This is a genomic window from Dictyobacter halimunensis (genome assembly GCF_036245075.1).
The window spans coordinates 2,197,471-2,219,908 of record NZ_BSRI01000001.1; the positions used below are offsets into that span (position 1 = coordinate 2,197,471).

The 22,438-nt window shown below is 52.9% G+C and carries 22 protein-coding genes; 9 read left to right on the forward strand and 13 right to left on the reverse strand.

The genetic code is table 11. The annotated features are described in order from the left end of the window. Positions 1 to 38 precede the first annotated feature (38 nt). The 5 genes from AABA21_RS08750 to AABA21_RS08770 form a co-directional block, all read right to left on the reverse strand. The gene (locus AABA21_RS08750) at positions 39 to 872 is read right to left on the reverse strand and encodes a cold shock domain-containing protein (RefSeq protein WP_338248888.1); all 834 of its coding nucleotides are present in this window, start codon (positions 870 to 872) and stop codon (positions 39 to 41) included. Positions 873 to 936: 64 nt separating this feature from the next. Then, the gene (locus tag AABA21_RS08755; protein WP_338248892.1) at positions 937 to 1,605 is read right to left on the reverse strand and encodes a haloacid dehalogenase type II; all 669 of its coding nucleotides are present in this window, start codon (positions 1,603 to 1,605) and stop codon (positions 937 to 939) included. A gap of 73 nt (positions 1,606 to 1,678) precedes the next feature. Then, the gene (locus AABA21_RS08760) at positions 1,679 to 2,164 is read right to left on the reverse strand and encodes a universal stress protein (protein ID WP_338248894.1); all 486 of its coding nucleotides are present in this window, start codon (positions 2,162 to 2,164) and stop codon (positions 1,679 to 1,681) included. 109 nt (positions 2,165 to 2,273) lie between these two features. After that, positions 2,274 to 3,581 (reverse strand): ArsB/NhaD family transporter, encoded by a 1,308-nt coding sequence (locus AABA21_RS08765; protein WP_338248896.1) that lies wholly within the window; start codon positions 3,579 to 3,581, stop codon positions 2,274 to 2,276. 123 nt (positions 3,582 to 3,704) lie between these two features. After that, positions 3,705 to 4,511 (reverse strand): AraC family transcriptional regulator, encoded by an 807-nt coding sequence (locus AABA21_RS08770; RefSeq protein ID WP_338248898.1) that lies wholly within the window; start codon positions 4,509 to 4,511, stop codon positions 3,705 to 3,707. A 144-nt stretch (positions 4,512 to 4,655) separates the two neighbouring features. Here AABA21_RS08770 and AABA21_RS08775 point away from each other — a divergent pair, with 144 nt between their 5' ends. From AABA21_RS08775 to AABA21_RS08785, 3 genes are all read left to right on the forward strand, one after another. Further along, the gene (locus AABA21_RS08775) at positions 4,656 to 5,543 is read left to right on the forward strand and encodes a phytanoyl-CoA dioxygenase family protein (protein WP_338248900.1); all 888 of its coding nucleotides are present in this window, start codon (positions 4,656 to 4,658) and stop codon (positions 5,541 to 5,543) included. A 267-nt stretch (positions 5,544 to 5,810) separates the two neighbouring features. Further along, positions 5,811 to 6,710 (forward strand): SPFH domain-containing protein, encoded by a 900-nt coding sequence (locus tag AABA21_RS08780; protein WP_338248902.1) that lies wholly within the window; start codon positions 5,811 to 5,813, stop codon positions 6,708 to 6,710. Positions 6,711 to 6,785: 75 nt separating this feature from the next. Then, positions 6,786 to 7,331, forward strand: coding sequence for a hypothetical protein (locus AABA21_RS08785; protein WP_338248904.1), 546 nt, complete (start codon positions 6,786 to 6,788; stop codon positions 7,329 to 7,331). 36 nt (positions 7,332 to 7,367) lie between these two features. Here AABA21_RS08785 and AABA21_RS08790 read toward each other — a convergent pair whose 3' ends face one another. The 3 genes from AABA21_RS08790 to AABA21_RS08800 all read right to left on the reverse strand — a co-directional run bounded on the left by AABA21_RS08790 (position 7,368) and on the right by AABA21_RS08800 (position 10,308). Continuing rightward, positions 7,368 to 8,327 carry an NAD-dependent epimerase/dehydratase family protein gene (locus AABA21_RS08790; RefSeq protein WP_338248906.1) on the reverse strand — a complete coding sequence of 320 codons (960 nt, stop codon included), beginning with the start codon at positions 8,325 to 8,327 and terminating at the stop codon, positions 7,368 to 7,370. A gap of 265 nt (positions 8,328 to 8,592) precedes the next feature. Beyond that, positions 8,593 to 9,639, reverse strand: a complete 1,047-nt coding sequence (locus tag AABA21_RS08795; RefSeq protein WP_338248908.1) for a hypothetical protein — start codon at positions 9,637 to 9,639, stop codon at positions 8,593 to 8,595. Positions 9,640 to 9,657: 18 nt separating this feature from the next. Beyond that, a complete protein-coding gene (locus tag AABA21_RS08800; protein ID WP_338248910.1) occupies positions 9,658 to 10,308 on the reverse strand; it encodes a hypothetical protein in 651 nt (216 codons plus the stop codon). 685 nt (positions 10,309 to 10,993) lie between these two features. On the opposite strand from AABA21_RS08800, the gene AABA21_RS08805 reads away from it, so the two are divergent. The 3 genes from AABA21_RS08805 to AABA21_RS08815 all read left to right on the forward strand — a co-directional run bounded on the left by AABA21_RS08805 (position 10,994) and on the right by AABA21_RS08815 (position 14,107). Continuing rightward, entirely contained in the window at positions 10,994 to 11,599 is a 606-nt protein-coding gene (locus AABA21_RS08805) for an RNA polymerase sigma factor (protein WP_338248912.1), read from the forward strand. 118 nt (positions 11,600 to 11,717) lie between these two features. Beyond that, on the forward strand, positions 11,718 to 11,936 hold the full coding sequence (locus AABA21_RS08810) for a hypothetical protein (protein ID WP_338248914.1): 219 nt from the start codon (positions 11,718 to 11,720) through the stop codon (positions 11,934 to 11,936). Between the two features lie 794 nt (positions 11,937 to 12,730). Then, positions 12,731 to 14,107, forward strand: coding sequence for a lipid II:glycine glycyltransferase FemX (locus tag AABA21_RS08815; protein WP_338248915.1), 1,377 nt, complete (start codon positions 12,731 to 12,733; stop codon positions 14,105 to 14,107). A gap of 91 nt (positions 14,108 to 14,198) precedes the next feature. Here the strand turns inward: AABA21_RS08815 and AABA21_RS08820 are convergent, their stop codons facing one another. Both AABA21_RS08820 and fmdA read right to left on the reverse strand, forming a co-directional pair. Beyond that, positions 14,199 to 15,290, reverse strand: coding sequence for an urea transporter (locus AABA21_RS08820; protein ID WP_338248917.1), 1,092 nt, complete (start codon positions 15,288 to 15,290; stop codon positions 14,199 to 14,201). A gap of 84 nt (positions 15,291 to 15,374) precedes the next feature. Further along, positions 15,375 to 16,616: a formamidase gene (gene fmdA, locus AABA21_RS08825; RefSeq protein ID WP_338248919.1), complete on the reverse strand. Its 1,242-nt coding sequence runs from the start codon at positions 16,614 to 16,616 to the stop codon at positions 15,375 to 15,377. A 359-nt stretch (positions 16,617 to 16,975) separates the two neighbouring features. On the opposite strand from fmdA, the gene AABA21_RS08830 reads away from it, so the two are divergent. Next, a complete protein-coding gene (locus AABA21_RS08830) occupies positions 16,976 to 17,266 on the forward strand; it encodes an FmdB family zinc ribbon protein (protein ID WP_338248921.1) in 291 nt (96 codons plus the stop codon). Between the two features lie 189 nt (positions 17,267 to 17,455). On the opposite strand, the gene AABA21_RS08835 is transcribed toward AABA21_RS08830, so the two are convergent. Further along, positions 17,456 to 18,205: a LysM peptidoglycan-binding domain-containing protein gene (locus AABA21_RS08835; RefSeq protein WP_338248923.1), complete on the reverse strand. Its 750-nt coding sequence runs from the start codon at positions 18,203 to 18,205 to the stop codon at positions 17,456 to 17,458. Between the two features lie 555 nt (positions 18,206 to 18,760). On the opposite strand from AABA21_RS08835, the gene AABA21_RS08840 reads away from it, so the two are divergent. Next, the gene (locus AABA21_RS08840) at positions 18,761 to 19,756 is read left to right on the forward strand and encodes a D-alanyl-D-alanine carboxypeptidase family protein (RefSeq protein ID WP_338248925.1); all 996 of its coding nucleotides are present in this window, start codon (positions 18,761 to 18,763) and stop codon (positions 19,754 to 19,756) included. Positions 19,757 to 20,079: 323 nt separating this feature from the next. Continuing rightward, positions 20,080 to 20,487: a response regulator gene (locus AABA21_RS08845; protein WP_338248927.1), complete on the forward strand. Its 408-nt coding sequence runs from the start codon at positions 20,080 to 20,082 to the stop codon at positions 20,485 to 20,487. 134 nt (positions 20,488 to 20,621) lie between these two features. Here the strand turns inward: AABA21_RS08845 and AABA21_RS08850 are convergent, their stop codons facing one another. After that, positions 20,622 to 21,455 carry a carbohydrate ABC transporter permease gene (locus AABA21_RS08850; RefSeq protein WP_338248929.1) on the reverse strand — a complete coding sequence of 278 codons (834 nt, stop codon included), beginning with the start codon at positions 21,453 to 21,455 and terminating at the stop codon, positions 20,622 to 20,624. Positions 21,456 to 21,475: 20 nt separating this feature from the next. Further along, positions 21,476 to 22,414: a carbohydrate ABC transporter permease gene (locus tag AABA21_RS08855; protein WP_338248931.1), complete on the reverse strand. Its 939-nt coding sequence runs from the start codon at positions 22,412 to 22,414 to the stop codon at positions 21,476 to 21,478. Positions 22,415 to 22,438 lie beyond the last annotated feature (24 nt).

Consider the following 22,438-nt stretch of genomic DNA (forward strand, 5'->3'; position numbering starts at 1 on the left):
CTACCCAGAAGCCCTCGGCTTGTAGCCGTAGGGAGTCGTCACTCGATTGGTTGAATATTGCGGGCGCTTAATCCATGCTGGCCCGAGATGATCTCGAAGCGCACCGCTGCTCCTGGCTTGATGGTGCGATAGCCCTGGCCTGGAATCGCTGTGAAGTGGAAGAATACATCCGGCCCTGCATCGCCTCGGGCCAGCATGCCCACACCTGTATCAACGTCAAACCAGCGCACGGTTCCCTGTGCGACTGGGAGCCCATTTGCCCCTGGTGTGGGCGCGCCATGCTCCCATTCCTGCTGGGGAATGCGAATCTGGCGTATGGCCGGATCGGCGTACGCTTCATAGCGATAATCAGCACGCATCTCCATGATGGCGCGCAGGTCGTGACGCAGTTCCTCTAGGGTTGGCCGACCCACGAAGAACCAGCCGTTATAAATGGTGTGAATCTGGAGTGAAGGGCGCAGCACAAATGTATATGGCTGCGCCCGATAGGCATATTCGCCCTCCGTTTCGTCCAGGATATTGATCTGTTTGATGAGTTGCCTGGACTCGTCGGACAAAAAAGGCCAGCGCGCATTGAGGCCGACGCGAAAGGCCGCATTGACCTGCGGAGGGTCCGCGCTGATCGTGACTACCCTGGCGTAGTTGACGGCCAGTTCCGCCTGGAATTCCACCATCTGACGCATCTGCTGCTGATCGCGAGGACAGAAGAAGCCGCGCAGAAAAATGAGAATGAGGGGACTACCCTCTTGAAAGCCTAGATACTGATCCAGGAGGCCAGGCCGGGTCAGGTGCGAAAGCTGGATCATTTCATTTTGATGATCGGGCAGGACAACATCCGGAAATTGATCGTTTACGCGCAACGACGTTGCCATGGCAGTGCTCCTTTCATTGGATACCTGGCTGTTTATTTGTCAGACCCTGCGGTTCTATATCATACTATGTGAGCTTGAGAATATGATCAGCGACCTCGCTTAAATTGTGCCCATTGATGATTGGGGCCGGGAAGAGCGGATTCAGAACCATGCCGGGTCGGGCGACAAAGGCGGTGGTATAGCCGACGTTCGATGCGCCTGCGATATCCCAGGCATGGGCAGCGATCAGCATGAGCTCGCTAGTCGGGACTTGCAACCGGGCGGCAACCATCTGATATGTCTCAGGGGCTGGTTTCAGGCGCTGCACGCTATCAACTGAAAAAATGTGCTCAAAGTATTGGGCCAGTCCCGCATTGGTGATCTGCATGGTTGCTACTTGCCGAGTAGAGTTGGTGAGTGTGACCAGACGCCGGCCAGCGTGCTGCAGGCGCGCCAGGCTTTCCGGTACCTCTGGATGAGCGGGCAGGTGACGCATGGTATCCAGGATGGCGCTGCGTTCCTGGGCTGAGATGGTCACTCCCTGCTGTTCCGCCAGCATATCCAGGGCCGAGGCGCCCAGGGTTCCAAAATCACTGTATTGACCGATGATAGTAGAGACGAAAGCGTTCTGGAGCATCTGGTTAAACCAGTTCCGGCGCAGATTGCTATCGCCGAAAGCCTGCTCGAAGAGGGGATCGAGCACATGTAGATCGAGCAGCGTTTCATTGACATCAAAGACACAGATCGGGGCCATTTCGTATATCCTTTCCACTGAGACTATATCACGTGGGTTACTGTTTGGTGGCTGCGCAAAGAGAGCAGGCGCTTTAGCGCACGATGGGAAAGCCATGGCTGTCAGCCGGGCGCACCAGCAGAACGGGGCAGGGAGCGTGATCGAGGACAAAGCGGGCGATGTGACCGACCGATTTGGGGCCGATGGCGGGCGCCAGGTGCTGGAAAGAGCGGGTCCCGATTACGATCAGATCGGCGTTCCAGGCGGCTGCCGTATTGACGATCTCCAGCTCTGGTCGTCCCTGCCGCTGTATGGTCTCGGCCCGCGACAGGTTGATCTTGCTCTCGTAGAAGATATCCTGGGCCGCCGCCAGTTCCGCCGCCTCAATGCGCTCTTCTTGCGGTCCGGGTGATCTTAGCGGCCTCAACAACTGTGAGCGCTTGCGTCCGATCTCGTCGCGCGGACGTGTGTCTATGACATAGATTAACCCGATCACTGCCTCACTGCTATTGACCAGCGTGTTGATGGCTCGCTGTATCTGTTCGCTATTTGTTCCATCCAGACAACCGAGAATACGCATCTGATCCCCCTTTGCATTGTTGGACATTACTGCGCTGTATGTATCTGTGTACGACGTTGTTATTTTGAATACGGATAATCGGTGGATATAGTGTTGCTGTCAATCTTGTTTAGAGCAAGAGCCAGATGGTCAGTGCCCCCACGATGAGTAGAAGCGGGGTCGTAATAATGCCGACTTTAAAATAATCCCAGCCGGAAACGTCCAGGTTGCGCTGGCGCAGGATGAGCAGCCAGAGCACGGTAGCCAGCGAGCCCACGGTCGTCAGGTTGGGTCCCAGGTCGCAGCCAAAGATGGTGGCGGCCACGAAGCCATGCTGGACGGCCAGCGAGGAGTGCTGCACGCTCTGCAGCGATGACGTGAGTACGACGGCCATTGGCACGTTGTTGATCAGGTTGGTGCCCAGCGCCGAGCCCAGCGTCCCCACCATCACCGCACCCAAGGGCGTGTTGCCCGAGAGGTGGAGCAGGAGCTGTCCAAACTGTGTCGTCAGTCCAGTGCTTTCCAGCGCCTGCACGACGATGAACATGCCGGCGATAAAGCCAAAGATGCTCCATGAGAGCTGCTTCCCCAGCTTTGATATGGTGATCTGCTTCCAGCCGAGCGCGCCGATGAGCAGCAGCAGGGCGCCCCCCAGCGTGACGAGCGAGAGGGGAAACTGGGTGGCGGACGCCACGATATAAGCGACGCCAACGCAGATCAGCACTCCGCAGGTATAGCGGAAATAGGTCTTGTGTCCGATGGTCTCCTCTAAGTTAGGGAGACGCTTGAGATCGAAGTGTCCGCTTAACTGGCGGCGATAGAGCAGGAAGAAGATGCCGATGTTGAGCCCGATCACCAGCAGCGATGGCAGGAAGAGCAGGCGCAGAAAGGCCCACAGATCCAGCGGGAAGCGAGATGTGACGATGATGTTGATCGGATTGCTGACCGGCAATAAGAAGGACGCGGTGTCGGCAATAAATGTGCAGGCAAAGAGAAAGGGCAGGATCGGTAGCCTGAGCCGGGTTACCAGCGTGTAGACGATCGGCGTCAGGATCAGGGCGGTAGCGTCGTTTGAGAGAAACATCGAGATCAGGGTGCCCAGTAAGAAGGTATTAAAGAAGAGGCGCCGGGCGCTGCTGCCTGAGAGTCGGGCCGCCTGAAAAGCCAGCCAGTCGAATAAGCCAGCCACCTCGGCCAGCGCGGAAAGGCTCATCATGCCCAGAAAGAAGAAGAAGGTATTCCAATCGCCGACCAGCGTGAAGAGCGCCTTTTGCGGCGTAATTAACCCTAGTAGCAATAAAAGAGCGGCCCCCAGCAGGGCCACCTGAGCTTCATTCATTTTCCAGGGTCGCAGCATAATACCAAGCAGGGTAACGACCGTAATGATGGCGATGAGTATCGTACGCACCTGGTTCGACAGATGAAAGAGAAGTGCCATGTTTTTTTATTCCTTACAGCACAGGTTATTGGATTATGTCTATAACACGCCAATCTCATGAAAAAAGTTGGAATTTGTGCCTACTCGTGCCTATAGGAGGTTATCACGGTCCGGTTCCGGGTATCACAATTGGGTAGTTGCCTGCTGGTGACGTAGTTGGGTGGGTGAAATCCCGAAGGCCCGATGTATGGTCTTGTTGAAGAGGTGAAGATCGCTGATACCAACTTCGATGGCAATGGATTTGATGGAGCGGGTAGAGGTGGTGAGCAGGTGATGCGCCCTGTTGATGCGCCGCTTTTGGATATAGCCAGAGATGGTGCAACCTAAAGAGGTCTGGAAGAGACGCGCCAGGTGGTTATGCGAGAGCCCTACCTCCCGTGCCAGGTCCGAGATATAGATGCGCTCGCCGATGCGCAGCTCGATCATTTGTATGACCTGCTCGACGGCGGGATGCACGCTCGGTTGCGCGGTCGAGATGACCGGCGTTCGCTCGCTGATCTGCCAGAGGATGTCCCAAAGCCTGGCCGTGGCCCGTGCTGGTCGCGTCGGCCAACTCACGACTGCATGGGTGAAGTCGGACTGGAGCGGCCTGAACTCGTCCTCCAGATCTTGCATGGCTAAGATCGAAATAGTGCTCTGTCCCGTGGGCCGGCTGGAAAACGAAAAATGGGCATACAGGTGCTCCGAGCGCCCCAGGTAGTGGTACTCCAGGCGGGCATCTGGTGGGGTGATACTAATGTAGCCGGGGCGAATGGGGAACGTGGTCCCATCGATCCATAACTCTCCGATATACTCGTAGAGATGCATACACCATAATCCCTCCAGTTGATAGCGCTCAACCGGCAGAGAGCCATGGACGGCGTAGCCCATATTCAGAACCTGCGGCTGGCACTCCAGTGGGATCGGCCAGCGCCTTTCAGATGCAAACATGGTGATATTGTACCAACAATCATAAATGTGGGCAATTGTTCCTCGGCCGGTTCATGGGTATATTTGATCTTAACGGTGATGATACGTGTCGCCAGTGGAATGCTGGAGTAGATCATGATGTTGCGTTAGAAGGAGGCCGGTCTCATGACGAGCGAACAACGTATAGCTGGTAGCCTGACCGAAGAACAGGTCGCTTTTTATGAACGTGAGGGCTACCTGGTCTTGCCCCAATTTCTGACCGCCGAGGACCTGGCACCTGTGCGTGCCGCCTTAGCCGAGAAAGTTTCCTGGATCGCTGACGACCTTTATCACGATGGGCTGATCGCCGATAAGCTCGAACAGCGTCCGTTTGAGACGCGCCTGGCGGATCTCTTCGCGGACTTAACGGATAAAGAATTCTTGCGCTATGGCCGTGGCTGGCGCGATCGGCAGCCTGGCCTCTTTCACCTGATCAGCCAGCCAAAAATTTTGGATGCCATTGAATCCTTGATTGGCGCTGAGATCTTTGCCAATCCTGTCTATAACGTGCGCCCGAAAGTGCCCCACGTGGCGGCAGGCGCCGTGCCGTGGCATCAGGATAAGTCGTACTGGCCCGATGCCAACTCGAATCCGGTGATCACCGCCTGGGTGGCGCTGGTCGATGCCAATGAGGAAAATGGCTGTTTACAGATCATGCCCCGTACCCATAGGCAGCGGGTGCTTTCCTACCATGCCGAAACCTATTCTGGTACCGGCTATACCGAATTAGATGAGCAGCATGTGGCTAAGAAAAATCAGGTCATCAGCCTGCCCCTGGCGGCGGGTGGAGTCATCCTGTTTAATGATCGCTGCATCCATATGTCCACCATGAACAACTCTCAGGTCGTGCGCTGGAGCGTGGACCTGCGCTACCAGCCAACGGATCAAGATCCCATGCCACAGCACGGCATCGGTTTTCTGGCCCGCAGCCACCAGCATCCCGAGCAGGTCGCGACCCTGGAGGACTGGCTGGCGCAACGGCCAACCCATGAGCTACCTGGAGTAGCCAGTTGATAGGAGAATCCATGTAATTCCTCACCACACGCGGGATGAGTTCGTATGCATAGAGCGCACTTTTAGTGCGCTTTTTTGCGTTTGACAATCGGACTGTTTGAACGTTGACACAAATTGTGAAGGGGTTCATATGTTAGTAGATCGATGCAGTGTTACAATAACGAATAGCAAGCAACTGAACCATTTCTACACTATCGCGATAAAAAAAGACGTATTGTAGATCCTCAGAAAAGCAAGGCACGCGTCTGAGGTGATAGGAGGTTATGTATGCCTGGCATCCGTAACGTGGTTTCAACTTTGACCGACAATGGCGAGGAAATGATGGGGCCGGATATTCTCCTCTGGCACTATCCTCACAATGGGATCATGAACGGTTCGCTGCTGACCGTCGAGAGCAACCACTTCTGTGTCCTTAAATCACGCGGAGCGATCCTCAATGTCTATGAGACGGGGCAATATACCATCCAGACGCCCGATCACCCTCTGTTTGGCTCTATGCAACAGGCTTTCTATGGAGGGCAGAGTCCATGGCAGTACGAGGCGCTCTACATCAACCGCGCCAAACTGGTGCTAAAGACCAGTGGTATGGCGCTCTCGCGCGAAATGGCCGAGATGGTGTACAGCGTCGACTACTATATTCACGTTGAGACGCGCGAGGCCGCAGTACAGCTTGTCCAGCACATGCCCTACCGGGGGCATGCGTTGACGACGCAGGAGATCAACGCGTACGCCGGACCCGTTATCGAGCAGGCCGTCAACCAGATCGTGCAGGTCACTCCTCTTGAAGCCGTCAATGAAAAGATTCACGATCTTTCGCAGATTGTATTTCAGCACCTGCAACAGTTTCTGTCCATTTATGGGATCGCGCTGAACACAGTGAAGGTCCTGGTGTTCCCCCGCGATGAGCGCATGAAGGCACTTATCTCGCTGAAAGCGTTCGGCTTGAGCGAAATAGATGCGGTACGCTACTATACCGCGATGTTGATGGCGGAGAAAGGGATCGTTTCGGCTCCCAATATGGCGATCGGCCAGCCCTTCAACGTCAACGGAGTGCAGGCCACCACGAACGCTGATCACTACGTCTCCCCCAATTCTGTAAGGGCGCCGGCATCTTCACAGGTATCCGCGTCAAATCCTCCGCACCCACCAGCACAGCCACCGCGCTAAACCAATTATCGTCATTACAGGTAATGGGCAAGGAGTATACATGATACACTTGCCCATCTGTCAGGAGAAAGCAAGATGAGTTCTCAACCATCCAACAACGTGCTTGTCCAGCAACTCCAATTGTTACTCACCGGCTACGGGTATAACTTTTATAACCGGACCAATCAAGCACGCGCGGATGATCTGCTGGTGCGTGAGCGTGCCTCCTATTTTCTTGCGCAGGCGGTATCCGCGCTCGCGCAGTTGCGCAACGACTACCACACCCGCTTTATCCCTCCTCTGACGCGGGCCAATCCCGATCCACCTCAGGAGGCGATGACACAACTGCGAACCATCGAGGCCGCCCAGCAGGCGCTGGCTAAAGTTGAATCCGGCATTCGCGGCATGGCGGTCCCTTCTCAGGATCGTATCTGGTGGCGTTTCCGCCAGGAGCAGGCCTTGTTGATGCAGTTGCTCAACTTTGACCTGGCCCTTGTGCGTGATAGCGAGCAGATCTATCAATATGTTTCGCGCATGACCCCTGAGGATTGGTCGCAGCAGAGCGGCGCGTTGCAGCAGATGACGCGGCAACTGGCCCATACTGTGACCGAGCGTGAGCGCTTCTTGCTGTTGCCGCTTTGATACAAAAAACCTGAGGACAGAGGCTGGCCTTCAGATTTACTTTTTCTGCAGGTAGGGCGAGAGCTTCAACATCTGGCGCCGAACTGTCGGGCGCAGAAGTGGCATGAGCAGGGCCACTACGCCTTTGGGACGCGTGGCATCGGCCACATCGCGCATGATCTCGTCGAAGGTGTGACGCTGGTATTGTAGGAGCGCCTGACTCTCGGTGGTGTCGAGCCAGTCGGTGCAATAGGGCTTGCTATCGGGCGCGAAGGCTTCGTCGGGCGGCGGCTGTATGCCCACCTGGGCCAGTGAACGATAGAGGTAGTCACGATAGCGGATCTGACACTCAGGGCCGCCGCCGATCAGCCACACCTTGCCCCAGATAGGACTGCGCATGCCATTGGCGATGGCCAGGCCCACATCATGTGTATGGATCATTTCCAGGCGCGTGTTCAGGGGAATGGTGTACATGATTGGATGTATCTGGCGCGGCTCCAGCGGCGGCACATCCCCGAAACGGTAAATGGCCCACTCCAATCCGGAGCTCTTCAGCATCTCTTCTCCGGCTAGCTTGTGTTTCGTATATTCATCGGTCGCCATGACAGGGTCGGTCACATGGCGTGGCGGCTCCTTATCCTGCGTCGGACCGAAGACGTCGAGGCTAGAGCTGAAGAGAACCTTCGGTGGCTGCGGCTGCGCTTTGGCGGCTTCGATCACATTACGTGTCCCCTCAACGTTGACCTGTTGGGCCAGCGTAGGATTCTCATCAACGGCGGGAGGAATGATATAGGCCAGGTGGACGATTACTTCCTGTCCCTTTACGGCTTCGGCGACGGACTGGGAATCGCGGATATCGCCCCAGATAGTTTCGACTTTGCCATGGACACGGTTGGCCTTCTTCTCCGTCGCTTTGGTGCGCCGATCAAAGGCGCGCACTGTATGTCCCTGCTCTATCAGCGCCTGGATCGCGCTAAATCCAACATTGCCAAAGGCTCCAGTAACTAGAATACGCATAAATATTACTATTCCTTCTAATATCTAATATGTAGAAATATGAAAACTAACACACTCTAGTAGAGTGTATCTTACGCTCATGACATCGCCTGCGGCCTGCATGCGTTTTCGCACCTGCGGTGCTCAAAAGCCAGGTTTATGTTGGTGCATGGGGTGGGCATCCGCCCACCCCATGCACCAACATAAACAACCAGTGCGGCCGCGCACGCCGACGCCCGTGCGGGGGCGCTCATGTACCCCAGTATGACGAGAGTAAGATGCTCTGTTAAAAATGTTGCTCTGAAGAGACTCTAAAGTGAGATTGTGGATGTGTAACGGTACTACGCGCCGCATTGTTGAGCTCGATAATGATTGGATCGAGTGGAGTACCTGTCGTTGGTAGATGCAAGTTGGCGAAATTCCCTGTTGCGGTGGCCTGATGAAGTATATTTGAGACCTGGTAGGCTGCCTGGCGTGTCATCGCCAGCGTATCCGCATCTGTTTTCATGCGCTGCATGCGGTTGAGCAGATTATTCAGCGACCCGGCGACGTTCCAGAGCATATTTCCCTCATCCAGATTCACGCGCACATTCAAATCGCCATTGCTGATACGCGCGTGTGTCTCGGCAATCTTATAAAAGCCCTCTTCAAGTTGCTGCTTCTGTTGCATCTGAGCACGAACGTGCTGCGCGATCTCTTGCTGCAGCGAGACAATCTCCTCAGCTCGGTCGGCACGCCGGATGGTCTCGATCAGGTTGCGCATAATAATGTAGGTCACAATACCAGTTATCAGTTGCACCATAATGGGTACGATCAGCGTGACCGTAAACAGGCCCTGATCTACCATTTTCTGATAAGCGGCGGTGTGTGGAACAAATATGCTAATCAGGACGATATCCACACAGCACAAAATACCAACGATCAGCGCCGCGATTGGCGGCATGAGCGCACCCGCAAAGATAATAGAGATAGTAAAGATACCAAAGAGAGGCAGCAGCGATGGATCCAAAGGATTCGTCATCATCACGGCGGTGATGCCAAGTATGTTATAGCTGACGATACAGGCCGCGGACAGAATGTTTCGCCCCCATTTGCCGAAAAAAAACGAGCACAGGAACAGAGAAATCATCATGAGAGCGATCGGGGGCGACGATGGACTGTTAGGCGAATCAAAGATCATGATTGGCGCGACAGGCAAAAATAACAGACCAAGGATCAGGAGAAAGCCACTTGTCAAGCGCGCATAGCGTGTGCGCTCTCGCTCACCTGGTGTCTTATCCGGCCCTCGCTTTGGCAGCGAAAAGGCATACCACCAGGCCAGAAACCATTTCATAGCGTAATACCTCCACATTTATTCAATAATATTTAGGGCGCGCAAATACTCCAGAACGCTCTCGACCGTTCCTGGAGAGAGTTGCAATTGTGCTTTGATCTCCTCGACGTTTCTCCTTCCATTCACCATTGTTAATACCATGCGTATAACCATGCGTTGACGAGAGGGAATCGCCATAAACTCCTCTTGCGAAAATCCGCGCTTCATCACCGGGAACCAGTTCATGGGCACGTTCGATCTCTGTTGTCCCGGCCTTTGACCATCCGGCGTGTACGGCCGTTGTGTGGGTGACTGGTTATTTGGTGGACTCGGATATAGCGGAGGTCCCTGTCCGCTTATAGGACCACGCCTGAACGTGGGCAACGGCCCGCTCGGCGATCCGGGTTTGGGCGCGGGTGACTGCTCAGCGGAAAAGTTTGGCCCTGGCGCGGGCGCTAGCGGACCCGATTTTATGGGTGGGAGGGGTTGGCTGTAAGATGTCGCAGGAGGAGGGCCAGGCGAGGATACCGATGGAGGAGGCATGGCCTGCTGTTCATTCTGTAATTGCATATGCCACTCGGAGTATTGCTTTAATATTTTATAGGCCGGCTCGCCTTGTCGCACAACCTTTTCACCCTCAATGATGTAACAGGTAGCCATGACACCACCGCGCACAACAACGTAACCCATCTGCTTCCGCTCCTTCAGAACCGTGCTCAATATGCAAGATTCTCCATGTACAGAGAGATTGTCAAGCAGCGTTTGCAGGTCGAGATAGTAGGCCTTCCCGTTCATCAATGGCTACTCTCCTAATGCTTACTGATTGGGATGATGCAAAGATACGATCAAAGCCAGTGCTCTCCTTGCGGGTGAAGTCTTTATCGGGTAGTATCTCTTTCAGCCTCAGCGGCCATTCTATCATTATAGATTGATATAGGTCAAATTGCCAATTAAAGGTTAGTACGTTTAGTTTATATTAATGCGCAAGGCCATAACGTTCTATATTATAAAGAAATATATAAATGGTGGTGGATATGGGTGCGCCGGGCGCACCCATATCCACCACCATTTAATTACAAGCGAGCGCCGCAGGCGCTCGCATCCCGATTGTATCGGAATCATCTCCCCATCCGTAATCAAAAATAAGACAACCTCACTTATAAGGCATCCTTAGTGGAAAAGCCGAGAAGATTAGAATTTTCTCAGGTTCCATTAAGGATGTTTTTAATTTCTTAAGTTTATGCTTAGACTGCCTTATAGCAGAGCTTATAAGGCCCAAAAATGCTTGCATTATGCTCACAAAAAATCTATGCTAAGGGGGACGAAAGAAAGTGAGGTTGATGAAATGCAAGTTCGGGAACATACAAAAAATAATATGCAAAATACGGAATTTTCTGATGGAACTCTGGTAAAACAAACTCTGGCAGGCGAGCAGGCCGCGTTTGAAATGCTAGTTCGCCGCTATAATACGCCTATCTTTAATTTTATCTGCCATTTACTCAATGATTATGATCTGGCATGTGATGTATCTCAGCAGGTGTTTACACAACTGTATATTTCAATGCCCACACTGCGAACCGGTGAGCCTTTGAAAGCCTGGCTGTTCCAGGTAGCCCGCAATCGTTGTCTGGATGAACTACGCCGCAAACGCGCCATCCACTTCTCCGAATTAGAGTCCGCGCATGACGAAGAGGATCTCTCTCCATTGGCTATTATCCCTGATGGTGGTCCGCTGCCCGATGAACTGGCCGAGCGCAGCGATTTAAAATCTAAATTGCGTGAGGCGATTGATGCGCTCCCTCCCAAATTTCGCATGGTGGTGTTGCTGCGATACACTTCTCAGTTAAGCTTTGCTGAGATCGGCAAGACGCTAAGCATGCCTGAGGCTACCGCGAAGACATACTTCCAGCGTGCCCGTCCACTGCTGCGTGCTTCAATGTCCCAGCACTGGCAGCCTAGGACCGCGCACTCAGCATCTTAATTTTCTCTGACATTTTTAAGTTTTCTAATCTTAAGCTTGGAAATCTGAAACTTCCTTCTTATGTTTATCGTATTAAAACCAGACGATTACAACGATGAGCATAAGAGGGAAGGTTAGTATGAACAACGTTTCTTTAGATTTCTTAAATAACGATGTAGAGTTAAACGATGCTGAGTTAGATGAACTGTTTATGAATGGCTTGCACGTAAATCCACCTGAAGATATGGTTGCGCGTGTTATGAACGCGGTATCTATCTTGCCGCAGCCTAAGCCCTTACCTCAATGGCAAGGTTTTGACTTCTTCGTCGCCGACGATACCCACGATCAGCTTTCTTAGAAACACAGGTAAACACACCTGTGTTTTTTTTATGCCGTTGATCCCGCTGTCCTATTCCCAACTATCCACTCAGTACAAATTAAGCCAACTGATGGATCGTCACCTCAGATATTTATCAAGGATGCGCAGCGCGTTGTGCATATAACTCTCATAGTCTTTCCCCCCTTCAAAGCCAATAGTGATAAGTCTTTCCCTCCTTCAAAGCCAATAGTGATAAGTCTTTCCCTCCTTCAAAGCCAATAGTGATAGTCTTTTCCCCTTTCAAAGCCAATAGTGATAGTCTTTTCCCCTTTCAAAGCCAATAGTGATAGTCTTTTCCCCTTTCAAAGCCAATAGTGATAGTCTTTTCCCCTTTCAAAGCCAATAGTGATAGTCTTTTTTGGCGAGCCTCCCCTCTCACTTTCTATCGAAAATAGAGCTGAAGCTCCATTACATTCTTTATTATAGAGAGCGGGTGCACTGTCACATGGGGTGCATTCGCACCCCATGTGACAGTGCACCCGCTCTCTATAATAATAGCTGAGCGCCGTAGGCGCGTAGTGTCATGGCCGAAGGCACTAAACCTCCAACTTCCAGAAAAAAACAGCTTATTAGCATGTTTGTCTTTAATCAGTCTTCTTATAAGAGGACCTTAGAGCTATATCTTTGCGTGCTTTACCGAAACAATATATAAATTTATGGGTATATAGCGTTCTTGTTTTTGAGAGTGCGGTATTTCCCCATATCTGATTTTGATAGCTTTTTCAGAAACTTTCTGATCACCATAATTAATGAAGAAGAGAAGGATTTAAAACATGAAGGCGCAAATCATTACTGATCGCCAGCAATGGAATGACTTTGTGGCGGCGTCGGAATTATGTAATCTTACCCAGACATATGAGTGGGGTGAGCTGATGAGTAAGCGCCATGCCGATTCGTTGCACGTCGGAGTGGTGAATGAAGATAGCTCGCTCTGCGCGGCCATGCTGGTGCTTGTATCTACCGTCCCCGGCCTGCGTGTCCCTTATTTTTACGCTCCGCGTGGTCCCATTATTGACAACCCCGCGTCGCCAGCGATGACGATTCTGCTTAATTTTGTCAAGGCGGAGGCGCATAAGCGTGGCGCCTGTATGCTGAAGATAGAGCCGGGTGTGCCCGATGAGGATAAGACCTGGCTGAACGCGTTGCGCCACTATGGTTTCCGCTCCATCCCTTATGCCCATCACCTGCGCCACGAGTGGGTGACAGATATCCGTGGTGATGAGCAGGAATTGATGTCCAAAATGCACAAGAAGACGCGCCAGTACATTCGTACATCGGCACGTACCGGCACGGTTATTCGCGAGAGCCATGAGCAGTCCGCCCTCGATGCCTTTTACCGCATCTATCGCGATACCGGCGAGCGTAGCGAATTCATGGTGCTCGGCAAAGAATATTATGAGAATTTCTTGCGCCTGTACAAAGACAACGCCGCCCTGCTGATCGCGGAATACGACAACCGCATCATCGCCGCCGCCATCGTGGTACGCCTGGGACGCTGGAGCTGGAATATGTACGAGGCGGCCTCCGATGAGTCCCGCGAAATGCGCGTCAACTACTTGTTGCAGTGGGAGCGCATTCGCTGGGCCAAATCCCATGGCTGCTGGTATTTCAATTCACGCGGTATCCCCGATGTATTGGAAGAAGGCAACGAGCTCTATGGCGTCTATAACTTCAAACGCGGCTTTGGTGGCTACGCCATGCGCTCCCTGGAGACGCAAGATCTCGTCTACCGTCCTCTTGTCTATCAAACCTATCGCAAGCTGCTGGACGGCAAGCACTGGTACGACAGCCAACAGGCCGCGAGGAGAAAAGCCAAAGAATTGAAGGAGGCCGAGGAGAAAAAAGCTGCCCGCGAAGCCGCCCAAAAACCGCCGCCGCATCCTCTCCTGTCGCCGGCCCGGAGGTTGCCCCTGAGGCACCTAAAACACCGACGAAATCAGCCAAAGCCACGAAGACGGCCCCCGCAGTACCTAAAACACCAGCTATCAGCGCCGACTTTGCCGCCGAGGTACCTAAAACACCAGCTATCGGCGCTGACTTTGCTACCGATGTCCCCAAAACACCGGCTATTGGTGCGGACATTGATGCCGATGCTCCCACAACACCACTCCCAGCGATCAAAAAGCCCAAAAACAGAAAAAGGTGGCTGAGCAACCTGAAATATAATCCCTCGCAGAGGTGGTATCGCGTATCTCTCGCGATACCACCTCTGCTTTTTTTGCCCCAGACCTGGCAACGCTTTTAATGGGCCAGCGCGTGTTCGTCATACATGTGGCGGATGCGCTCAGGATTCGTGACGTCCGCCAGGCTAACGGGATGCAGGGCCTGGAAACCGGTCCGGGGGAGAATGAAGAGCCAGGCGCTCAGGACGAAGGGGCCCGTTAATGCGGGCATACCAAGTGGTGAGAGCAGGACACTGATCGCGGCCATCGCAATCGCCGAGATCAAGGCACACAACAGGGCATAAATTGCTGATTGCCAGCTCAGAACATAGAAGACACCACCGATGGCAATTGCGCTCAGAACAGCGTTAAAACCATACAGGCCATGATAGATCCAGTGCCCGTTACCACCCAGCAGGAAGAGCGCGGTCAGCATTCCCACCAGCGAGCCTAGCGCGGCAAAGAGTGCTGAGATGCGTGAGTTGATGAGGATGGCGACCAGAAATATGATGCCTGTAAGGAGATTGTCCTGAAAGAAGACCTCTCCGATGCCGCGGAAAAAGGCCTCCACGAGATTGAGCGGTGTCAGACCCGCGCCTGTCAGCGACATTGGCAGCGGCCTGAGGTCGGTCTGTACCGCTGCGCTGGGCTTTAGCAAAGCGGGCTGTATCGCCTGCGTCGGCTGCAGATGGTTAAACAGAAAGACGGCGAACAGAAAGATCCAGCCTGTAATCACGAAGGGGGCGGTCAGCGCTGGTACATCGCGCGGTCCCAGCATATTGATCAGTCCCATCATCACGATACTGCTGAGGATGCTGGCCAGAATAATATACACCGGTAAGGTAAGGTTCCACTTGAGGAAGAAGGCGATCCCGATGCCAGTCAGGATGCCATTGTAGCCGAAGAGGCCCGCGCGAACGGCACCACGGTCCGCATTGAGCACCACCGCCGTTAAGGTACTCACCACCACCCCGATGATTCCAGCTAGTCCCAGCAGCGCTGAATTAACAAAGATTCCAACCAAAAATAAGAGGCCGGTGAGAGGATTGTTCTGGAACATTACCTGTCCGCAACCACGCAGGAGCGAATCTATAAAGCGGAGTAGCCAGTTCTCATTCGTCATTCGCTCCCAGGGAGTGGTCAGGCGCTCCATGGATATTGCGTGTTCCATCTTTATCACCTCCATATGGCCCGGATGCTGTCGGTAGCAGCATCCGGGCTGGAGAAAAAGCATGACCACAGAGCAAACTTGCGTTTAGCTGGTGACAGCTACCTGCCTTTTCTGAGAAACCGAGTGCTTCATGGGTTCAACATCGCGCTCGAAAATCTCGGTTGGCAGGTACAGCGAGCAGCAGGCATTCGGAATATCCACAATACCGCTGACGCGGCCCTCGATTGGCGCGGCGCCCAGGATGATGTAGGCCTGCTCGCCGGTATAACCACATTTTTCGAGGTAGCTAATCGCGCTCAGACACGCGTTTCGATAGGCGATATGGGCATCCATGTAATACTGTTTGCCTGCCTCGTCGACCGATATACCCTCAAAGACCAGGAAGTTAGAGTAGCGGGGTTCCAGCGGACTACTCCTGAAAATGGGACTCAGCATGCCGTAGGTGTTGACACCGCCTTTAATCAGATCTACCTGCAGGTCAATATAGCCGGCCATCTCGATCGCTCCGCAGAAGGTGATCTCACCATCTCCCTGCGAGAAGTGGAGATCGCCCAGCGACAGATTGGCGCCTTTGATATAAACCGGGAAGTAGACGCGTGAGCCACGGGTAAGGTTTTTAATATCGCAGTTGCCGCCATGCTCGCGCGGTGGTACGGTGCGAGCCGCTTCACGCGCCGCATTCTGCATGTCGCTTCCCTTAAGCGAGCCCATCACCGCGTTCTTCTCCTCTGGTGGGAGGGCCAGCGGTGGAACGCGATTGGGATCGGTCGCGATCAGATCGGCCTCGCGCCTGTTCCAGGCGTTGAGGAGGTCGTGAGATGGGGCGCAGCCGATCAGCCCTGGATGCGGAATGCCTACAAAACGTACGTCAGGAACGTGCCGTGATGTGGCCACCACCCCGTTGAGGTCCCAGATGGCCTTGTGCGCATCGGGAAAATGATCCGTCAGGAAGCCACCACCATTGTCATGGGAGAAGATGCCGGTGAAGCCCCAGGAAGTCGCTTTACCCGGGAATGGAGCTACGTCGAGAATGTCGACGACAAGCACGTCTCCAGGCTCCGCACCCTCAACGGCGACCGGGCCACTAAGCACGTGGGGGACTGAAAGATCAATATCGCGTACATCGTTCGCACTATCGTTGTTCTTAATCTGTCCATCCGTCCAGTCCTTACATTCCATCCTGAAGATTGTCCCTGGCTTTACCGAAGCTATCGCGGGGATGTCTGGATGCCAGCGGTTATGGCCAACTAGTTGTTGCTGGCTCATAGGTTTGTCCAGATCTATGCCAAATAACACTTCAGGTCTCATCGTTGTGGTCGTCGTCATGATCGTTTTCCTTTACATGTGCTATCTAGTAACGCAGAAAGGTGCATCAATCTAAAGCTTGACGTGGTCCATACGATTGAACTATTACGTGATGCTGGCATCCTATATATTGATATGTAGAAAAAGGAATCCGCATGGGTAGTACCCCTAAACATAGCTGAAACCCAGGTTTACACTTCCTTTTCTTTCGCCGCGTACGCTAATACGGTAGTCTAAAAAAAGTTCTCTGTCAAGCTAAAGCAAGCGTTTTTTAACTTATCAATAGAAAGATGGTTTGCAAATAGTCAACGAATTTATATACTATCTTTGTGTGGATGGATCGATATATTGAAGAAGAGTAAGCAGTATGGAGAATGAGTATGCCAAGATATGAATTTTGCTGCGAGCAGTGTGGTTCATTCGAGTGCTGGCGCTCGCTGATCGATGCTGCCACTCCCATGTACTGTCCTGTCTGCCAGCAGGAGGCCAGGCGGGTTTACACTGCTCCGGGACTGGTGCGTACGCCACCAGCACTGGCCCGGGCCCGTTATCGTGCCGAGAAGAGCGCTTTCGAGCCAGAAGTTGTGCGCAAAGAGGCAGGAAAGCCGCGCGAACTGACCGCTCCCTCTATCATTCAACGCTCGCATGGACGCCCCTGGATGCTTGAGTAGCGATGCGTGCCCGGCATACCTTTCTGGTCCTGGCACCCGGTGCCGCGTGAAGGCACTGAAAAACACAGGTGCCCGCGATTCTACACGTAGAGTCGCGGACACCTGTGTTTTTGGGTAGGTTAAAAGCGAAGTTGTCTATAACTGGATTAAAAACAACAAAATTATTTAATTCTATCCCGGGACGCTATGCTATTGGCACGTCCATTCACGCCAGCTATAGCCGTCACGCACGAATATATCGTGGGCGGCAATGATATTAGCCCGGGCGTTATATGGGGATGCACCAGCCTGCGAGGTGGTGTACCATGTGCTTGGATACAGGACCTGGAAGAGACCCGCGGCGTGACTTCCACCAACCGAATAGGAATTGGTGGCACCGGGATTCATACCTGACTCACACATGGCAATATGTTTGGCACCCGCAGCATAGGGCCCAAATATTTCATCAATCATGCCATTGATGTCGCCGCTTTGCGTGGTTGCGGGGGCTGGCGCGACTGGTGCCGGAGCCTGCTGTACCGGAGCGGGGGCTGGCGTTGGTGCCGGAGCCTGCTGCACCGGAGCGGGGGCTGGCGTTGGTGCCGGAGCCTGCTGTACCGGAGCGGGGGCTGGCGCGGGCGCACTCTGAGGAGTTGCCGGGGCGCTCTTAGCTACCTTACTGACAGCTGTATGGTCGATACAAATTTGTTGATCTACAAAAATGAGATTTGGATTGGCAATGCTATTGACTGCTGCCAGCGCTAACCAGCTGACCGAGTAACGTTGACCAATCTGACTCAATGTGTCACCAGCTACCACTGTGTAGACTTTGGGGCAAGCAGAAGCCGCCTGTGTCGTGCTAACCGTAGCTGTGTGCGCTGTACTTGTTGCCGCGTGCGCCACATTAGGAGTTACTGCATTTACTCCCAGAGTAGCACCGAGCAAACCTACTGTTCCCATAACCGCAATAAAATGACTTTTCTTCGACTGCTTTGACTTTTCCGATTGTAAGAGATTCCTAAGGGTCTGATATACCTGCAATGTTTCCTCATTTCAAGTAGACAACTTCCTGTACCGCTCGCTTACGCGGTGTTCCTCATCCACATAACCAATGGATATAACCAGTAGCCTGTTGCTCAGGCGTTGCGGGAACATTAGTAGAATACCATGAAATGCAGTGGTATACCTAGAAATACAATGTAAATTAGCCCTAATTACCTAGTTGCGTAGTTAATAATATGTAAAAGGACTGCAGATAGTATTTTCAATAAGCGCATTAAAGAAGCCAATTCGATTATTTGCCTGTATACTTGTGTTATTCTCTATGACCATGTATCGCACCATACATGCTATACACTTGTAATAGATACTACATCTTTGTTGGATTACTGTAGGTGTAAAATTTTAATAGTGAAATATTACCTTTTCAGACTGTTAACAAATTAGCTCTTCAATCGATAGTGTTATTGGATGTATCTTATAAAAAAATTTCTGTTATTAGACGGGAGCTTGTGCATGGAACGCCGTGTTTTCGCCATTGTCATAGTGGTTATTCTTTTACTCTTTGGATCTACCTGCCATATCTTTACATTTACACCTGTGAATGGTCAGATTATGGATGCGTTGGGGTCTTTAAATCCGACGCCGACGCCAACCCCTACTCCGACACCGGAGCCAACGCCGACGCCGGAGCCGACGCCGACCCCTATCCCAACCCCGACGCCGACTCCTCGTGGTATGATGCCTCAGGCCCAGGCCGATGCTATCTACATGGTGGATGGCAATACGAATACTGTGCTGTCCAACGTAAATGGAACCAAAGTGATGCCGATAGCCAGTACCACCAAGATCATGACCGCCATCTTGACTATTGAGAGCGACGTGAATTTAAACACCAAAATCACCATTTCGCAGGATGCGGTTGATCGTACCGCTGATGGTACCGCCAGTACCGCGCAGCTCCACCTGGGCGATGTCATCAGGATCAGGGATCTCTTGTATGGCGCGTTGCTGCCCTCCGGAGCTGATGCTGCGACCGCGCTGGCCGATTATGTTGGCGGTTCCACGCCGAATTTTGTGGTGATGATGAATAATAAAGCGGCTAACCTGGGCTTGACACAGACGCATTTTGTGGATCCCGACGGCCTGACGATTGATGGCGCTGTCAGTACGAGTAGCGCGGCCGATCTGACAAAACTGGCTGAATATGCCATGACGAATCAGACCTTTGCCAGCATTGTTGCGCAGACATCTTATAGTCTGGCACCGACGATGTATCATCGCAAATATGACTGGACGAACACAAACGGCCTGCTTTCGACGTATCCCGGCATGCTGGGCGTGAAAACCGGCCATTCCAGCATCGCTGGCTATTGCCTGGCCTTTGCCGCCGCGCGCGATGGACACTATATCGTTGGCGCTATCCTCAATAGCGCGGATGAGGCACAGCGCAATACCGATGTCTCAAATCTCCTGGACTGGGGCTTTCTGAAATTGGAGGGCAAACTTTAGCCGGGTTGTTTGTACAACAAAATAACGTGAGGGCAGAAAAAGTCTCAAAATAGCTGGCCTGAGACCCCCAATGTTTCTCCACCGGTAAGTTTAGATATTATGTAGCTGCCGTTGATGCTACTCATATGACCACAAATTGCGTTGTGGCTTATTGTGGTTTATTATGATATATGTATTGACCGGTTGTGTTTGCGTGCAGTCGCATGCGTATTTGGTGTGTTCTGGCTGAGTATTATGGGGGTATATTTTCAATCGGATTCTCTCCTGACTTTGTCTCAGCACTCATCTCTCTATCTACGTTTCGAAAAGCGAGGTTTTAAACTATGTCTGCCCGTATCTTGGTCATCAACGATGAGGAATCGATCCTTGACTTATTTCGTATGCTGCTTGAAGGCGAGGGATATGAGGCTGTGACCTCCGTGGAAACGATGGAGAATGTTGCAGATGTTGAGCGTATCAAACCTGATCTCGTCATTCTTGACTTAAAAATGGGGGTACAGCAAGAGGGCTGGACCATGATGCAGAAGCTACGCATGTATCCTCCCACCAAGGCGATCCCTATCATTCTCTGTACCGCCGCCCTCAATGAGGTGCGCGAGCAGGAATCGGTGCTGGAGGATAAAGGTATCCCGGTGGTTTATAAGCCCTTCGATGTTGATGAAATTCTGCACGCGATTCACAGCGTGCTGCCCGACTCTGACAAAAAAGCTTCTTCACAGAAGAAAGCATAGGGACTTTCGTTTTTGCAGGCGGTCGCGCATGCGCGACCGCCTGCAGTGGGGATAGGGCATGGGGGACACCCCCAACCCCGGCAGGAGGGGCTCGCCGCCCCTCCTGCACCTCCCCGCTTTACTGTGCTTCGAAATTAAAATTTCAGGGCGCCGGCCGAGATGTTGGCGATGAATTGGCGCGCGCCGATGAAGAAGATGATGATCAGAGGGATCGTTGCCATGAGGGTTCCGGCCATGACCATGCTGTAGTCGGTGCTATAGACGCCGTTTAATTGTGCCAGGGCGATCTGCAGGGTATACGTCTTGGGATCGTTGAGCACAATCAAAGGCCAGAGGTAGTCATTCCAGGCGTTGATGAAGGTGATGACGCCCAGGAAGCCTAGCGCGGGCCTTAGGGTTGGCAGGGCCACGTTCCAGTAGAGGCGCAGGTGGCTGCAGCCATCGAGGCGGCCCGCGTCGATCAGATCGCTCTGGATCGCCGAGAGCGAGTACTGGCGCATCCAGAAGATGCCGAAGGCGGTTACCATGCTGGGTATGATCAGGGGCAGGAAGGTGCCGATCCAGCCCAGGTCGGCCATGATGACGAACGAGGCTACCAGCGAGCCGGCCGAGGGGATGATCATGGTGCCCAGCAGGATGACGAACAGTACCTTTTTGCCGGGAAACTCGAATTTGGCGAATGTAAAGCCCGCCAGTGAGCAGAAGAAGAGGACCAGCACCGTGACGCTGACGGCGATCAGCAGGGTGTTGCCAAAGTTGGTGAAAAAGTCAATATTCTGCAGCACATGCGAAATGTTGACCCATAATTGACCGCCAAAGATGATCTTTGGTGGAATGCGATAGATGTCGCTGGTCATGTTGGTTGACATCACGATCATCCAGTAAAATGGGAAGATGGACGCGACCAGGAATATTAATAGGATGATATGTGTGATGATACGCTGGGTACGTGTGCCATAATCTTTCATTGATCGACTCCTCTGTCTTCTTAGTTATCGCCGCGCTGTACGATCTTCCAGTTGATAAAGGTAAAGGCCAGCAAGATGAAGAACATGATCCAACTGACGGCCGCACCGTATCCATAATGGTAGGTGGAGAAGGATTGCCAGTACTGATACAGCGACATGGTCAAGCCCTGGTTGCCGACGCCTCCGTTATCGCCGTAGAGGATCTTTGGCTCGGTAAAGAGGGTCAGACCTCCCAGGGTGGAGGAGATGACGGTAAAGAGAATGACCGGTCTGAGCAGCGGAACTGTGATGCGGGTGAAGATGTTGATGGTGTTCGCACCATCCATGCGGGCGGCCTCGTAGAAGTCGCTTGGGATGCTTTGCAGACCCGCCATGTAGACCAGGGCGTTATAGCCGACCCAGCGCCAGATGACGAGGATGGCGATGGCCCACTTCATGGCCCAGAAGCCGCTGAGCCACTGTACGGCTGGCAGGTGCATGGCGGTCAGCACCGTGTTGATGAGGCCGAACTGCTCGCCAAATAACGAGTTGAAGATCAGTGTAATGGCCACAATCGATGTGATGTTCGGCAGGAAGTAGGCGATCTGATAGGCGAACTTGGAGCGGGTCCGCTGGTTGAGCAGGAAGGCCATGATCAACGCCAGGAAGAGCATAGGAATGGTTGACATAAACCAGATCTCAAAGGTGTTGAGGATGGCGATGCCAAACTTGGGATCGGAGAGAGCAAAGGTGAAATTGTTGAAGCCAATAAAGCTCATCTGACCGATGCCATCCCACTTCTGGAAGGCCAGGTACAGCGAGAAGATGGTGGGTATGATGCTGAATGCCAGGAAGATGATAAAGTATGGCGCGATCGACAGGTACATGGGTAGATATTTGCGGAATGCGCTCTTGGGCTTCATCACAGCATCTGGCCGGGCCTGACGTTGGGGGACCGCGATGGGACTGACACTACTCATGTGTCTCTCCTTCTTCTAGATAAT

Excerpts from the sequence above, each read along its gene's own strand:
- AABA21_RS08750 (WP_338248888.1), bottom strand. The coding sequence starts at position 872 with ATGGCAACGTCGTTGCGCGTAAACGATCAATTTCCGGATGTTGTCCTG.
- AABA21_RS08755 (WP_338248892.1), bottom strand. The coding sequence starts at position 1,605 with ATGGCCCCGATCTGTGTCTTTGATGTCAATGAAACGCTGCTCGATCTA.
- AABA21_RS08760 (WP_338248894.1), bottom strand. The coding sequence starts at position 2,164 with ATGCGTATTCTCGGTTGTCTGGATGGAACAAATAGCGAACAGATACAG.
- AABA21_RS08765 (WP_338248896.1), bottom strand. The coding sequence starts at position 3,581 with ATGGCACTTCTCTTTCATCTGTCGAACCAGGTGCGTACGATACTCATC.
- AABA21_RS08770 (WP_338248898.1), bottom strand. The coding sequence starts at position 4,511 with ATGTTTGCATCTGAAAGGCGCTGGCCGATCCCACTGGAGTGCCAGCCG.
- AABA21_RS08775 (WP_338248900.1), top strand. The coding sequence starts at position 4,656 with ATGACGAGCGAACAACGTATAGCTGGTAGCCTGACCGAAGAACAGGTC.
- AABA21_RS08780 (WP_338248902.1), top strand. The coding sequence starts at position 5,811 with ATGCCTGGCATCCGTAACGTGGTTTCAACTTTGACCGACAATGGCGAG.
- AABA21_RS08785 (WP_338248904.1), top strand. The coding sequence starts at position 6,786 with ATGAGTTCTCAACCATCCAACAACGTGCTTGTCCAGCAACTCCAATTG.
- AABA21_RS08790 (WP_338248906.1), bottom strand. The coding sequence starts at position 8,327 with ATGCGTATTCTAGTTACTGGAGCCTTTGGCAATGTTGGATTTAGCGCG.
- AABA21_RS08795 (WP_338248908.1), bottom strand. The coding sequence starts at position 9,639 with ATGAAATGGTTTCTGGCCTGGTGGTATGCCTTTTCGCTGCCAAAGCGA.
- AABA21_RS08800 (WP_338248910.1), bottom strand. The coding sequence starts at position 10,308 with ATGGGTTACGTTGTTGTGCGCGGTGGTGTCATGGCTACCTGTTACATC.
- AABA21_RS08805 (WP_338248912.1), top strand. The coding sequence starts at position 10,994 with ATGCAAAATACGGAATTTTCTGATGGAACTCTGGTAAAACAAACTCTG.
- AABA21_RS08810 (WP_338248914.1), top strand. The coding sequence starts at position 11,718 with ATGAACAACGTTTCTTTAGATTTCTTAAATAACGATGTAGAGTTAAAC.
- AABA21_RS08815 (WP_338248915.1), top strand. The coding sequence starts at position 12,731 with ATGAAGGCGCAAATCATTACTGATCGCCAGCAATGGAATGACTTTGTG.
- AABA21_RS08820 (WP_338248917.1), bottom strand. The coding sequence starts at position 15,290 with ATGGAACACGCAATATCCATGGAGCGCCTGACCACTCCCTGGGAGCGA.
- fmdA (WP_338248919.1), bottom strand. The coding sequence starts at position 16,616 with ATGACGACGACCACAACGATGAGACCTGAAGTGTTATTTGGCATAGAT.
- AABA21_RS08830 (WP_338248921.1), top strand. The coding sequence starts at position 16,976 with ATGCCAAGATATGAATTTTGCTGCGAGCAGTGTGGTTCATTCGAGTGC.
- AABA21_RS08835 (WP_338248923.1), bottom strand. The coding sequence starts at position 18,205 with ATGGGAACAGTAGGTTTGCTCGGTGCTACTCTGGGAGTAAATGCAGTA.
- AABA21_RS08840 (WP_338248925.1), top strand. The coding sequence starts at position 18,761 with ATGGAACGCCGTGTTTTCGCCATTGTCATAGTGGTTATTCTTTTACTC.
- AABA21_RS08845 (WP_338248927.1), top strand. The coding sequence starts at position 20,080 with ATGTCTGCCCGTATCTTGGTCATCAACGATGAGGAATCGATCCTTGAC.
- AABA21_RS08850 (WP_338248929.1), bottom strand. The coding sequence starts at position 21,455 with ATGAAAGATTATGGCACACGTACCCAGCGTATCATCACACATATCATC.
- AABA21_RS08855 (WP_338248931.1), bottom strand. The coding sequence starts at position 22,414 with ATGAGTAGTGTCAGTCCCATCGCGGTCCCCCAACGTCAGGCCCGGCCA.